This window comes from Actinoallomurus acanthiterrae, assembly GCF_054775715.1.
In genome coordinates this window covers 10,857,258-10,870,746 of sequence record NZ_BAAHCO010000001.1, presented here as the reverse complement: position 1 = coordinate 10,870,746, position 13,489 = coordinate 10,857,258, and the positions used below count along the sequence as shown (strand labels likewise).

Sequence of the window (13,489 nt, the reverse complement as noted above, 5' to 3'; positions counted from 1 at the left end):
GACTTTGGGGGACGAAGCAATGGAAACCCACGACCGGCCCGCGGGCGAGCGTCCCGAGGAATCACAGGCCGGGACGACACCATCCGTGGAGTCACGGACGGGTTCCTCGTCCACATCCGAAGCACAGCCCGACGACGTCCGCTCCTGGCCACCGGCCGAGCAGTCACCGTACGGGGAACAACCCGGATCGGGGAACCCGGCATCGCCGGCGCACGAGCCGCAGGGTGGACCGCCGTCGTACGGCCCACCGGGCCCGCAGGCACACGACGGTCGCGACGATCAGCCGTACGGCGCGCCGCAGACGGCCGCGGCGTACGGGCCGCAGGGACCGCAGCCGGGACCGGAGGCACATGACGGCCGCGCCGACCAGCCGTACGGGGCACCGCAGGAGGCTGCGGCGTACGGAGCGTCGGGAGAGCAGCCGTCTCCGGGCGCGTACGGCTCCGGGGCTGAGGTGCCGCCCTACGGGGGCCAGTACGCGTACCACCAGCAAGGAGAGGCGAAGCCGTCCGGCTGGTGGACGGCGCGGCGGAAGGCGGCGGCCGGTGGCGTCGCGCTCGCCCTGGTGCTCACCGGGGGAATCGCCGGCGGCGCCGTCGCGGCGCTGGTCGACAACGGCCGCACCGTGTTCGCGAGCCCGACCGCCGTCCAGCCGGCCTCCAACAAGAGCGCCACCGGCATCGCGGCCATCGCCCAGGCGGTGCAGCCGAGCGTCGTGTCCATCACGGTGACCACCGAGACCGGCCAGGGCGAGGGATCCGGGGTCATCCTGCGCTCCGACGGCGTGATCCTCACCAACAACCACGTCGTGGCCGACGCCGGCCAGGGCGGCCAGATCTCGGTGAACTTCAACGACGGCAAGAAGGCGTCGGCCACCGTGCTCGGCACGGACCCGTCGACGGACCTCGCGGTGATCAAGGCGGCCGGCGTGTCCGGGCTCAAGCCCGCGACGCTCGGAAACAGCGACCAGTTGCAGGTCGGCGATTCGGTGGTGGCGATCGGCAGCCCGCTGGGCCTGGAGGGGTCGGTGACCTCCGGAATCGTCAGCGCGCTGCACCGCACCCTCAACGAGGGAGACAACCAGCAGCAGCAGCAGCCTCCCGGGTTCGGGGGCCGGCAGGGCCAGTCGAACAACTCGTCGGCGACCATCGGTGACGCGATCCAGACCGACGCCGCGATCAACCCGGGCAACTCCGGCGGTCCGCTGGTGAACGCCTCGGGCCAGGTCATCGGCATCAACACGGCGATCGCCACCTCGGGCGGCAGCAACGGAAACATCGGCGTCGGATTCGCGATCCCGATCGACACCGCCCGGCAGGTCGCCGACCAGCTCATCAAGTCGGGTAAGGCCACGCACGCCTACCTCGGCGTCTCGCTGTCCGACGCGGCCGGCGACGAGCAGGGCGCCCTGATCGCGGGCGTGCAGAAGGGAACGCCGGCGGCAGCGGCCGGCATTCAGCAGGGCGACGTCGTCACCCAGGCCGACGGCAAGGCCATCACCGACGCGCAGACCCTGTCCACGGCGATCCGCGGACACCAACCCGGCGACAAGATCTCGCTGACCTTCGTCCGGAACGGCAGCAAGCACACGGTCACCGTGACCCTCGCGTCCAACTCGGGCAGCTGACCCGAGCGACGCGCCGGGCGGGGAACCGCCCAGACGGCCCGGCGGAGGGCGTCCCACGCAGGGACCCCCTTCGCCGGGCCGCCCGCGCCTGTCCGCGTACGCCCGCGTACGCACACGGCCGCCCGCAGCCGCCCCCGCATCCGCGCGCGTCCAAGCGCAGCGCACGCAGCCGAACGCTGGTTCCCTGCCGACGGGATCGCGCACGATCCGTTCGGCCTCGACCAGGCCGACGCCCACCACGACATGGCCCCTCCGAAGACCGGCTCGACGAGCAACCGCCATCGACGCCGACCACTGACCGCCGGAGGTCAGGCGACCGTCCCAGGAGACCGCTCCTATGGCACCGGCCCCGAAAGCCGCTATGGTCACCGGTCCCGAAAGCCGTCCGTCGGGGCGGCAGGCGTCGTGAACCGCACGTACGCCGGGCATCGGTCCCCCGAGGCCGAGGCAGACGTCCGGGGCCGGACGTCGCTGTGAACTCTCGGTCTGCCAGGCTCTCCGGGCACCTCACCGCACGGGCCCCGGGGTTAGGTCGCCTCGGCACCGTGTCCCGGCAAGGTGGCGTCGACGCCGTACGGTCCCGGTGAGGTCGCCTCGACACCGCGTACGGCCCTGGCCAGGTCGCCTCGACACCGTACGGCCCCGGTGGGGGCCGCCTCGACCATCCGAGGCATCGTCGTACGGGCCCTGGCCAGGTCGTCTTAACACCGCCTACGGCCTTGGCCAGATCGTCTCGGCTAGCCGAAGCATCGGCGGCCGGGCGCCAGGACATGTCCGGTGAATCTCTGCCCCGCTGCGCGGCGTCGAGGGCGCGCCTCGCCGCGTTTTCGCCCCACTCCCTGAAAACGCGCGGGGGCGGCCGACCACCGCGCTTCCCCCAGCCGCCCGGGAGGCGGCGGCAGCCATGACCTGGCCGCGTCCCTCCTCCGCCTTGCAAAGCACACTCGGGATCGACGCACGCCACGAACGAGATTCATCGGACGCGCCTCAGGCCCCTATCAGGACGCCGACGCAGGCTGATGTTCCGGCACCGGCAACAGGGCCGGGCCGACCTGGGCTCAGCGTGGGCGGGGCGGCGCGGCCGGCCCGCGACAGGGCCGGACCGACCTGGGCTCAGCGTGGGCGGGGCGGCGCAGCCGGCCCGGCGATAGGACCGGGCCGACCCGGGTCGGCACGGGCGGGAACGACGCGGCCGGCCCGGCGGCATGGCGCGGGCGCCACGGCGGCTCCGGCCGCTGGACATCGCGGTGGGACCCGGCGTGATGTCCGTCGGTCACGGGCGATCGATTCCGTCGGTGCCGTAGCCGGCGAGCCGGAGCACCGTACGGGTTCGGGATGGAACGGAGGCGTCAGGCGCCGGGGAAGGTCCCGTCCGGAAAACCGTCCGGACCGGTGCCGGTCGGCATCACCACCTGGTCGCCGGGGGACAGGCCGCCGGTGACCGCGACGTACCGGTCGCTCCGCACCCCGAGACGCACGGTCCGGGTGATGGTGCGTCCGTCGTGCCGTACGAGCACGGTGGCCGTGCCGCCGGGCTCGGCTTGGATCGCGTCGGCGGGAACGTACAGCGCGCTCTGGGCCTGCGCGGTCACGATGTCGACGGTCGCGCTCATGCCGACCAGCACGCCGGCCGCGGGTCGTCGAGGGAGATGTTCACGCCGACCCGCGCGAGGTTGCCGCTGGTGGTGGCCGCCGGGTCGATGCCGGTGACGGTGCCGGAGTACTGCCCGTTCGTCGACATTCCGAGCCCGATCGTCGCCCGCTGGCCGATTTTGAGCCGTTCGACGTCGCCGAGCGAGAACAGGGCCCGCACCTGAAGGTCGGTCAGGTCGCCCAGCGTGATGAAGCCCCCGGCGCTCGCGCCGACCTGGGAGCCTGCTGTTCCGGCGATCGACAGCACGGTTCCGGGCATAGGGGCCTTGAGCGTTGTCGCGGACAGTGTGCGCTCGGCCTGTCGTACGTCGACCTCGGCCTTGGTGACCTTCGCGGAGGCCTGTTCGGCCGCGCCCGCCTGGCAGCCGCCTCCCTTGCCCGCACCGCCGCCGGGACGGCCACCGCCCGAGCCGGGCTTGCCGCCGTGCGCCCCGTGGCCGCCGGGCTTCGGGTGACCGCTCGGCTTGGGGCTACCGCTCGGCCTGGGATGGCCAGTGGGCCGGGGATGGCCGGTCGGCTTGGGACTCCCGGTCGGCCGCGGCGTGTGGGTGGGGGTCGGGGTCGGGGTGGGCGTCGGCGAGGTCGGAGTCGGAGTCGGAGTCGGCGTGGGCGTGGGGGTGGGCGAGGTGCTGGTGGGCTGCGGGGTGGGGGTCCGCGTCGGGCGAGGACGCCGGTAGCCCGCCGTCTGCACCGTCGCTCCGCCCGCGCCCCCGGTCCCGCCGGCCGCGGCGGTGTTCCCGGACCCGCTCCCCGCCCCGGAACCTCCGGAGCCGCCGGAGCCGCCGGAACCCGTGCACACGCCGTTCAGCGCGTCGGTGTAGGTGCTCTGCGCCGCCGCGAGCGCGGCGTCCGCGACGTCCACCTGCTCGCGGGCCGCGGTGTCGTCGAGACGGGCGAGGACCTGCCCGGCCCGTACCCGGGCGCCCGGTGCGACGTCGATCTCTTTCACCGTTCCCGAGGTGCCGAAGACGAGATCGCGGGTGTCCGCGCTCCGTACGCTTCCCGCGGCGCCCGCCGTCGCCGTCACGTCCCCGCGGCGCACCACGGCGTACGCCGTGCCGCTCGCGTGGGTGTCGCCGACGGCCACCACCCCGGTCGTCAGCATGACCACCGCTCCGGCGGTGAGCCACGGTGGTCTCCGAAGGTCGCGCATGGTCGGCCGATTCACGCGTCGGATCCTGTCGGATGAAGGTCACAGGGACCCGAACCCATCCTCAGAGTTCGCTGAAAGCGGGCTCTCCGACCGAGGCAGGCCACTGCTCGCTCCTCGGCACGGCCGTACGGGCTCACAGAAAGCTTTCAGGGTCGGATCAGGTTCGCCCAAGCAGTCTCCGAAACGCTGTGGCGAGTGAAATCCCTCCTCCATCGCCGTGGCGTGCTGATCAACGGCGCGCTGGCCGTGGTGCTCATCGGCGGTGCCGGGTTCGCGTACCTCTCGCTGGACGATCACGCGGGCGCTTCGTCGCCGGGCCGGATCGTCCGGGTGAGCCGTGGCACCATCGTCGCCTCGGTGTCGGCCTCCGGCACGGTCGCGAGCGCCAAGTCCCGCGACCTCTCGTTCACCACGAGCGGCACCGTCGACAAGATCAACGTCCAGGTGGGCGACAAGGTCGACAAGGGCCAGGTGCTCGCCACCGTCGACGACGCGAACGCCCGCGACAACCTCGAGGCCGCGCAGGCCGCCCTCGACGCCGCCGAGGCCGGTGACACGTCGACGGCCTCCGGCTACTCGTCCTACATGCAGGCGAAGACGTCCTACAACAGCGCCAAGCGCGCCTTCGACGGGACCGAGCTCACCGCGCCGTTCAGCGGCACCATCGTCGCGGTCAACGGAACGGTCGGCGGCTCCTCCAGCGGATCGACCAGCGGATCGGCCGGAACGTCGGGATCGTCGGGCTCCGGCGGTTCCGCGGGCTCCGGCGGCGGGTCGGGCGGCGGTTCATCCGGCGCCGGCGGCTCCGGCGGCTCGGCCGGCTCCTCGAGCGGGTCGGGCGGCGGGTTCATGACGATCGCCGACACCGCCAAGCTCGTCGTCACCGGCAACTTCACCGAGGCCGACGTCGCCAAGGTCAAGAAGGGCCAGCAGGCGGCCGTCACCTTCGACGCCGTCCAGAACGCCCAGGCGGCGGGCAAGGTCACCCAGATCGACCAGACCGCGACCACCTCGAACAACGTCGTGCAGTACGGCGTGACGGTCTCGCTCACCCACCCGCCCACCGGGCTCCGCATCGGTGCCACCGCCACCGTCCGGGTGACCACCGCACGGGCGGAGAACGTGCTGTACGTCCCGACCGCCGCCGTCCGGACCGCCGGGGGCCGCAGCACGGTGACCGTGCTGCAGGGCGGTAAGCAGGCGATCCGGCTCGTGCAGACCGGCGTCCAGGGAGACCAGGGCACCCAGATCACGTCGGGACTGGGCGACGGCGACCAGGTCGTGATCACGTCCACCGCGACGACGGGCACCGGCGGATTCCCGTCGGGCCGCTTCCCCGGCGTGGGCGGCGGAGGCGGCGGACTCGGCGGCGGCCGAGGCGGCGCCGGTGCCGGAGGCCGAGGGTGACCGTCCTCGACGTCCAGGACGTGACCAAGGTGTACGGGGCGGGCGACACGGCGGTGCACGCGCTGCGCGGCGTCCGCCTCACCGTCGACGAGGGCGACTACGTCGCGATCATGGGGGCGTCCGGCTCGGGCAAGTCGACGCTCATGAACATCCTGGGCTGCCTCGACGTGCCCACCGGCGGCCGGTACCTCCTCGACGGGCTGGACGTCGGCGCGCTCGACGACCGGCGGCTGGCGATCCTGCGCAACCGGCGCATCGGGTTCGTGTTCCAGTCGTTCAACCTGATCCCGCGGATGAGCGCCCTGGCCAACGTCGAGCTGCCGCTCGCGTACGGCGGCGTGAAGGCCGTGGAGCGGAGGCAGCGGGCCCTCGCCGCCCTGGAACAGGTCGGCCTCGCCGACCGTGTCGGCCACGAGCCGAACGAGCTGTCCGGCGGCCAGCAGCAGCGCGTCGCCGTCGCCCGCGCCCTCGTCACCGCGCCCGCGCTGCTGCTCGCCGACGAGCCCACCGGCAACCTCGACACCCGCTCCACCGCCGACGTGCTCGGCGTACTCGACCGGCTCAACGCCGACGGCCGCACCATCGTGCTGATCACCCACGAGGACGACGTCGCGCGCCGCGCCAAGCGGGTGATCCGGCTGGTCGACGGGCGCATCGTCGAGGACCGCCGTACGGCCGCCGTGGCGGGTCCGCCGCCCGGGCCGGCGGGGCTGGGGGCGGACGTCCGATGACGCTGGAAGTACTCCGGTTCGCCCTGCGCGGGCTGGCCGCGAACAAGCTGCGCAGCGGCCTGACCACCCTCGGCATCCTCATCGGCGTCGGCGCCGTGATCATGCTGGTGGCGGTCGGGAACGGCTCGTCCCAGCAGGTGCAGAAGAACATCGAACGGCTCGGTACGAACACCCTGACCGTCATGCCGTCCACGGCGGGCGGCCGCGGCGGCGGTGGCGGGGGATTCGCCCGCCTCTTCGGCGGGGGAGGCGGCGCCGCCGGGCGGGCGCAACAGACCGGGCCGCGCGCGCAGGCCAAGACCCTGACGGTCGAGGACGCCCGCGCCCTGGCCGACCCGGCGAACGCCCCTTCGGTCAAGACCGTCTCGCCGGTGGTCACCTCATCGTCGGTGAACTCGACGTACGAGGGGACCGCCCACGCGATCCAGCAGTTCGTCGGCACCTACCCGGCGTACTTCGAGGCCTCCAACGACCCGGTGGCCCGGGGCACGTACTTCACCGACGACGACGTCCGATCAGGCCGCAAGGTCGTGGTCATCGGAAACACGGTGGCCGAGGACCTGTTCGGCACGGTCGACCCGGTGGGCAAACAGATCACCGTCAGCGGCGTGAACTTCACCGTCGTCGGGGTCCTGAAGACCAAGGGCTCGTCCGGCTTCCAGGACGCCGACGACGTCGCGATCGCGCCGCTGCCGGTCGTTCAGCAGAGCCTGACCGGCTACGGGGCGCTGAACCAGATCGTCGTCCAGGCCAAGACGCCCAAGGCGGTGGACACCGCGCAGTCCGAGGTCACCGACATCCTGAACCAGCGGCACGACATCACCGGGTCCAACACCGCCGACTTCCAGATCCTGAACCAGGCGAGCCTGCAGTCGGCGATCAGCAGCAGCAGCCGGACGTTCACCGTGCTGCTCGGCGCGGTCGCGGCCATCAGCCTGCTGGTCGGCGGCATCGGCATCACCAACATCATGCTGGTGACCGTCACCGAGCGGACCCGCGAGATCGGCATCCGCAAGGCCATCGGAGCGCCGCGCGGCGCCATCCTCGGCCAGTTCCTCGTCGAGGCGACCGTGCTCAGCCTCCTGGGCGGGCTGCTCGGGGTCGCCGCGGGCGTGATCGGCAGCCAGTTCAAGGTCGTCGGCGTCCAGCCGGTGATCGTGCCGTCCTCGATCGCGCTGGCGCTCGGCGTATCGGTCGCGATCGGCCTGTTCTTCGGCAGCTACCCGGCCAACCGGGCGGCCAAGCTCCGGCCCATCGAAGCACTCCGCCACGAATAGCGAATAAGGAAGAACCATGCCTGGAACACGGCGCAAGGGCAGTGACGCACCGCTCGATGACGTGCCGCCGGAAGAGCTGCTGCGCACGTCGCCGTTCGACGGGGACCTGGCCGAGGAACTCGCGGCCGCCGAGCCGCGGCCGGCCCGCCGGATCCCCTCGGCCACGGTGCTCCTCGCGGCCGGAGTCCTGGTCGTCGCGGGTTTCGTCGGGGGAGTGCAGGCGGACAAGCACTGGGGCACGAAGCAGTCGCCCACGGGGTTCGCCCAGTTCGCGCGTGGTTCCGGCCAGGGCGGGGGCGGCTACCTCGGCTTCGGCGGGGGAACGGGCCAGCGCGGCGCGTTCGGACAGGGCGGCTTCGGCCAGGGCGGCGCGGCACCCGGTGCCGCCCCGGGCGCAGCCGGCTCAGGGAGCGGAGCGGGCACGACCGGCACGGTCAAACTCGTCGACGGCGACGTCATCTACGTCCAGACGGCCAACGGGATCGTACGCGTGAAGACGACCGGCTCCACCAAGGTCTCCGTCACCAAGACCGCGAAGCTCACCGACCTCAAGACCGGCGCGTCCGTCGTCGTCCAGGGCACACCCGGCCAGGACGGCAGCGTGACCGCCACCACGGTGACCCAGAACCACTGAGAAACGGGACGCGCTCGGCCCCCGGTGCGCCGGGGGCCAGGTCGTGTCCGCCGGACCTCTGAGCGCCGCTCGCCACGAACAAGATCCACCGGACACCCTCCAACGGTGTCCGGTGGCGCCGGCTCAGTTCGCCGACGGCCGAGGGGAGAAGGTCGGCAGCAAGGGACGGCAGACCTTCAACGCCTTGGCGACCTTCGGGTCGGCGGTCTTGAGCCCACCGAGGAAGCCCATGCCCCGCCGCGCCCCCGGCGTACGGTTCGCGTCCGGCGAGCGTACGGCCCCGGGCGTCGGGGTCGGCAGCGTCACGCCGTGATCGCCCAGGCAGCTGCGGAACGCCTGGATCTGCTGCATCCCCTGACGCTGCCCCTGCGGGGCGACCGACCGGCACGCGTCCCGCGCCGCCTGGGGTATCTCGCCGAAGCCGCCGAACCCGCCACCACGCCGCCCCGCCTGACCGGACGGCCGGCCGCTGGGACGGGCGGTCTGGATGTTCACCCCGTGACTGCGCAGGCAGGCGGCGTACGCCGCGAAGCCGTTCCGGCCGGACCCGGCCGACCCGGAGGGCGAGGCCGCAGCCGTCTTGCCGCCGGAGGACCCGCACGCGGCGCAGAGCAGCAGCGTGGCGGCCGACGCCAGCATCGCTCCGCCATGGAGAGTTCGCATGGGGCGCGATGATTGCCGAGCTTCCTGGAGCCCGCCTTCGGCGCACCTGAGAGATTGCGCAATGTCGCCCGCCCAGGCCACATCCACGAGACCATCACCCCGCTGCCCGCTGCCCGCTGCCCGCTGCCCGCTGCCCGCTGCCCGCTGCCCGCTGCCCGCTGCCCGCTGCCCGCTGCCCGCCGCCTGCTGCCCGCGCCGCGGAACCCACCTGGCCTTCGGTCGTGCTCCGCCTCCTCGTTATCGTGCGTGGGTGACGCGTCCGTCTCGTCCAGGAGCCCGCTGATGCCCCATCCGCCGAAGGTGTTCGCCGGCGTCGAAGTGACCCCGCTGTGCGACGCGGTGGGCCCCATGGGCCCCGCCCTGCGCAGACCGCTCGACGAGACCTTCCCCGGAGCGACGGCCGAGCACTGGGCAGCGGTGGACGCCGCCGACTGGGTGCTGCACTTCCACTGTTACCTGCTGCGCGACGCCGCGGACCGGACGATCCTGGTCGACACCGGGATCGGCGGGACCGACGGTCCGGCGGCCACGTGGGCGCCCGTGCCCGGCGGGCTGATGGCAGAGGTCGAGGCGGCCGGGCTCCGGCCGGAGGACGTCGACGTCGTCGTGCTGACCCACCTGCACAGCGACCATGCCGGAGGAGCCGTCGTGGACGGCGTCCCCGCCTTCCCGAACGCGCGCTACATCCTCCAGCGCGACGAACTCGACTGGGTCCGCGGGCCGGTGCTGGACCAGGTCGTACGCCCGTTGGATGACTCCCTCCAGATCGTCGACGGCCTGGTGGAGATGGCCTCGGGGATCACCCTCGTCCCGACGCCCGGCCACACGCCGGGACACCAGTCGGTCGAGGTCGGCCCGCTCGTGCTCAGTGGCGACGTCGTCCTGCACCCGGTCCAGTTGGTCGACCCGTCCATCCGCTACGCGCACGACGAGGACGCCGAGCTTGCCGCGGCGACCCGTGCCGCGCTGCTGACGCGGATCCGTGAACGCTCCGGCACCCTGGGCACGGCGCACTTCGCCGATCCGTTCATCGAACTCCGGGATCCCGCGCCCGGCTCCGTGCGCCCGTAGAACCGACCGAACTCCGGGACCGCGTGCCCGGCTCCGCGTGCCCGTAAAACCGAACTCCGGGACCGCACCCGGCAGCGCCCGTAAACAGTACGTTCCGCTGGCTGCTCGAGCCGATGCTCGCCCGGGCCGGCTTCGAGATCGTCGACGCGGAGTTCAGCCGGTCGGTGTACGGGGCCTACACCCGCGTCAGGCGCTGATCACACTGGCCGCCTCGACTCCGGTGGTCGACGTCGGCTCGCCGGCGACGTCGCCGGCCTTCGTATCGCTGATACTCAGCCTTTGCGGATCAGACCGGTGTACCCGGCGACGAAGAGGGTGGCCAGAGCCCATCCGACGATTTGGAACACCCAGCCGACGGCGACGATCCATTCTTCGCTCGGTTTCGTCGCCGTTAGGTTGCAGCGCTGCCGGGAGCTCGTGTTGACGAGGGGGATGGCCAGGTCGACGCCCAGACCGATCTGGTCGACGAAGGAGCACGGCCTCGGCGGGCTGTGCTCGGTCGCCTGGGTACGGACGGCCGCCGACGTGTGCGCGGCCCCGATCACGACGACCACCGCGAGTACGAAGTTGAGCAGGAGTCCGATCAGTGCCCGCCACGACTGGTAGCCGTATCCCAGGGCCAGCCTTAGTAGGCGCAACCGCAGCCGGGTGCGTCGCGCCAGCCGAGGATCGGTCGACCTGTGATCCTGCTGCGCGATCAGAACCATCCGTGCGTCGTCCTCTCGCCCGGCCGCGCGATAGGCAGTGGCGAGTTGCTGGTACGGCTGGGCCGCATGCCCCTCGGTCCGGTGGCGGAGGAAGGCCAGCCACTCGTCAGGTTCCATCCCATAGGGGATGGCCGGATAGGTCAGCCCGTCCAAGCCGACCGTGCCGCCATCCCGCGCGGCGAAGAAGTCGAGTCGCAGGCTGAGCGCCTTGCCCACCGTCACGAACCTGAGGTCGAGGGACAGGCCGGGACCGGCGACCTCGCCCTCATCGCAGATGAGATGCCCGCCGATCCGGGCGCCGATCAGGGACACCGTCGCATCCGGCCCGACGCGTTCGGCGCGAAGTCCGGAAAGGATGACGTCGTCATCGATCTGAAGTCCGTCGGCGACGAGGCCGTCGAGCTCGGCGTTCTTGCAGTTCAACTGGCCGCGCACCGAGGCTCTTTGGAGTATGACGTCGCCCCGGGACCGTATCGACCGGAGGATGACGTTGCCGCCTATGCGGGTGCGTTCGCCGTCGAACGCCGCTGCCTGGGCGGAGTTGAACACGGCCCTCTCGCAGTCCAGGTTGCCACCGATCTCGGCGGCCAGCAGACGCACCGCTCCGCCGCCGTCCCCTCGCGCGACGAAGGGGCGCCCCGATTTCGCCTGCCGGAGCAGGACGTCCCCGCCGACCCGCATGCCATCGGCGAGCAGACCGGAGTGACCGTCTCCGCTGATCGTGGCTCCGGCCAGGTTGAGCTGGCCTTCGATCGTCGAGCCGATGAGCCGGAATTCCCCCTGACAATGGATTTCCTGAGCGTTGATCCCTTTCTGGACCTGAACACCGTCCGCTCTCAGGTCGCGGATGCGAGAGCCTTGGAGGATGAGACGGGCGAGCTGGGCTCCCTGCAGGCAGAGCGAGCCGGTCAGTTCGCAGCGGATCAGATGAAGCCCGACCGGCAGGGTCACATCGACCAGATCGAGATCGCCGGTGAGGTGCGCGCCGGTGATCTCGATCCCGCGAGGATCGGTCTCGTCCTTGTCGAGTCCCAGGAGTAGCTCACGGAGTACCGAATTACGGATTGTCCGTTTTTCGACCGGAATGTCGCCCGAAAAGTGAATGACCTCCTGTGCAGCCATACGTGTGCGCAGTTCGGTCTCGGCTACGCTATCGTTACTCACGGTGGTGCAGTTTATTCATGTGAATGGTGAGAAGCGGCCTTTTGGGGTAGGGAAGTCGACTCGATCACGTTCGGCCGGCGACGTACGGGCTCGGAGCGATTGGCAGGTGCATCGATGGTCAATGTCCCGTATCGTCCTGATTGGCCGGGCCTGGGAGGCCGCGGCGAGGCGACGTGGGACTACGACCGTCTCATCGCTGGATCCGTAGGGTTGGCGGGCCTCGTCGCCCACCTTCGGTCGTCGGCTCCGGGAGCTCTTGCCTCGGTCCACGCCGCTTCTTCCGCCTTCGACCATCCCGCTGTGAGGAACCGCGCATTCGGCGAGTGGTACATGGCGTCTGCCCTCTGGATCGCATACCGGCAGTCTCTGGAACACACTTTCGCGATCTATGCGGCGCTGGCGGGGAACCTCGCAACCGCGGCGCGCCGCCTTGAGGAGAACGCCGCGAACTATCGTCGTCACGAGCGAGTGATCGAGGCGGCGATCGCCGAAATCAGCCGGCATCTCGCCCCGGGACGGGGCGGCCACGAAATGCGTGAGTGGCAAAAGGTGACGAGTACCGAGAGGTGGGTGCCTCGGTCCGGCGATCCGGCAGAGCGCACCATTCCGGACATCTCACTGCCCGGTTCGGGTGTCATACTGCCATCCCGGCATATGCGAGGAATTCTCGCATCATCCGTCACGCTGCCCGGCAGCGAGCCCCCATTCCTCCATGTCGAGGAGATCGCGGAGCGCCTTCGCGTACTGCAGCGGACCCCGGCATGGGCCGAGCACTATTCGCTCGGCATGATGTGGCTCGGTATGGCCGATCACCTCGATTCGCTGGGTTCGGAGATCTACCGGGTAGCGGTCGAGCTGAGCACGACATGGCACGGCACCGCCGCGTCGGCGGCACAGACGGCTTTGTGGCGGATCGAGGGCACTGCGCGGGGCCTGGGAGGTTTCGCTCGCTCACTCTCCACCACGGCTGAGGAATCGGGGAAGGCGATCGAAGAGATCGTTGCGCCGATCCAGCTGAAGGGTCTTCTCAAGCTGTTCCCCAGCGGCCGCGCCGACGCGGTGACGGACGCCTTCGACCGGCTGAACGAGCGCTACCGTCAGGTCGACCATCGGCGTCCTCGAACGCTGGCGTATGACCTGCCCTTCGGCGGACTTCCCGCTCGGCTTCTGGGCGGATCTGCCGTGGGTGCTCCTCCGGTCTCCCCGCACCGACCGACGCCTGACGCGCCGAGATCGACGTCCCCGACGTTCGCCGACGTGCGGACCTCGCCCATAACGCCAGTGATCGGCGGATCGCTTCAGGGCCCGACGACCGAGAACTGGCGTTCAGATCCATGGTTCGACGACGGGGCGGGTCCAGGCGTCATCGGCTGACCAGGGCCGACTCGGGGGCCGGCCGCCA

13 protein-coding genes are annotated in these 13,489 nt (G+C 71.4%); 8 read left to right on the top strand and 5 right to left on the bottom strand.

Annotated features, from left to right (window positions below; genetic code table 11):
* Positions 1 to 85: 85 nt before the first annotated feature.
* Positions 86 to 1,627 (top strand): S1C family serine protease, encoded by a 1,542-nt coding sequence (locus ACYVF7_RS51265; RefSeq protein ID WP_460354316.1) that lies wholly within the window; start codon positions 86 to 88, stop codon positions 1,625 to 1,627.
* Between the two features lie 527 nt (positions 1,628 to 2,154).
* Here ACYVF7_RS51265 and ACYVF7_RS51260 read toward each other — a convergent pair.
* From ACYVF7_RS51260 to ACYVF7_RS51250, 3 genes are all read right to left on the bottom strand, one after another.
* A complete protein-coding gene (locus ACYVF7_RS51260; RefSeq protein ID WP_460354313.1) occupies positions 2,155 to 2,292 on the bottom strand; it encodes a hypothetical protein in 138 nt (45 codons plus the stop codon).
* Positions 2,293 to 2,976: 684 nt separating this feature from the next.
* Positions 2,977 to 3,240 (bottom strand): hypothetical protein, encoded by a 264-nt coding sequence (locus ACYVF7_RS51255; protein WP_460354311.1) that lies wholly within the window; start codon positions 3,238 to 3,240, stop codon positions 2,977 to 2,979.
* On the bottom strand, positions 3,237 to 4,448 hold the full coding sequence (locus ACYVF7_RS51250; protein ID WP_460354309.1) for an HlyD family efflux transporter periplasmic adaptor subunit: 1,212 nt from the start codon (positions 4,446 to 4,448) through the stop codon (positions 3,237 to 3,239). The genes ACYVF7_RS51255 and ACYVF7_RS51250 overlap by 4 nt, the downstream gene beginning before the upstream one ends.
* Positions 4,449 to 4,628: 180 nt before the next feature.
* Here ACYVF7_RS51250 and ACYVF7_RS51245 point away from each other — a divergent pair, with 180 nt between their 5' ends.
* From ACYVF7_RS51245 to ACYVF7_RS51230, 4 genes are read left to right on the top strand one after another with little or no spacing between them, the layout of a single operon-like run.
* Positions 4,629 to 5,840, top strand: coding sequence for an efflux RND transporter periplasmic adaptor subunit (locus tag ACYVF7_RS51245; RefSeq protein ID WP_460354307.1), 1,212 nt, complete (start codon positions 4,629 to 4,631; stop codon positions 5,838 to 5,840).
* On the top strand, positions 5,837 to 6,571 hold the full coding sequence (locus ACYVF7_RS51240) for an ABC transporter ATP-binding protein (RefSeq protein ID WP_460354305.1): 735 nt from the start codon (positions 5,837 to 5,839) through the stop codon (positions 6,569 to 6,571). The genes ACYVF7_RS51245 and ACYVF7_RS51240 overlap by 4 nt, the downstream gene beginning before the upstream one ends.
* The gene (locus ACYVF7_RS51235) at positions 6,568 to 7,848 is read left to right on the top strand and encodes an ABC transporter permease (protein WP_460354303.1); all 1,281 of its coding nucleotides are present in this window, start codon (positions 6,568 to 6,570) and stop codon (positions 7,846 to 7,848) included. Before ACYVF7_RS51240 ends, ACYVF7_RS51235 begins: the two co-directional genes overlap by 4 nt.
* A gap of 16 nt (positions 7,849 to 7,864) precedes the next feature.
* Positions 7,865 to 8,482: a hypothetical protein gene (locus tag ACYVF7_RS51230; RefSeq protein ID WP_460354300.1), complete on the top strand. Its 618-nt coding sequence runs from the start codon at positions 7,865 to 7,867 to the stop codon at positions 8,480 to 8,482.
* A gap of 123 nt (positions 8,483 to 8,605) precedes the next feature.
* On the opposite strand, the gene ACYVF7_RS51225 is transcribed toward ACYVF7_RS51230, so the two are convergent.
* A complete protein-coding gene (locus tag ACYVF7_RS51225; RefSeq protein ID WP_460354297.1) occupies positions 8,606 to 9,145 on the bottom strand; it encodes a hypothetical protein in 540 nt (179 codons plus the stop codon).
* A gap of 282 nt (positions 9,146 to 9,427) precedes the next feature.
* Here ACYVF7_RS51225 and ACYVF7_RS51220 point away from each other — a divergent pair, with 282 nt between their 5' ends.
* A complete protein-coding gene (locus ACYVF7_RS51220) occupies positions 9,428 to 10,216 on the top strand; it encodes an MBL fold metallo-hydrolase (RefSeq protein WP_460354294.1) in 789 nt (262 codons plus the stop codon).
* Positions 10,217 to 10,488: 272 nt separating this feature from the next.
* On the opposite strand, the gene ACYVF7_RS51215 is transcribed toward ACYVF7_RS51220, so the two are convergent.
* On the bottom strand, positions 10,489 to 11,235 hold the full coding sequence (locus ACYVF7_RS51215; protein WP_460354292.1) for a hypothetical protein: 747 nt from the start codon (positions 11,233 to 11,235) through the stop codon (positions 10,489 to 10,491).
* On the opposite strand from ACYVF7_RS51215, the gene ACYVF7_RS51210 reads away from it, so the two are divergent.
* Positions 11,203 to 11,964, top strand: coding sequence for a hypothetical protein (locus tag ACYVF7_RS51210; protein WP_460354289.1), 762 nt, complete (start codon positions 11,203 to 11,205; stop codon positions 11,962 to 11,964). The two genes, ACYVF7_RS51215 and ACYVF7_RS51210, sit on opposite strands and share 33 nt — an antisense overlap.
* 237 nt (positions 11,965 to 12,201) lie before the next feature.
* Positions 12,202 to 13,461 (top strand): hypothetical protein, encoded by a 1,260-nt coding sequence (locus tag ACYVF7_RS51205; protein WP_460354287.1) that lies wholly within the window; start codon positions 12,202 to 12,204, stop codon positions 13,459 to 13,461.
* Positions 13,462 to 13,489: the final 28 nt, after the last annotated feature.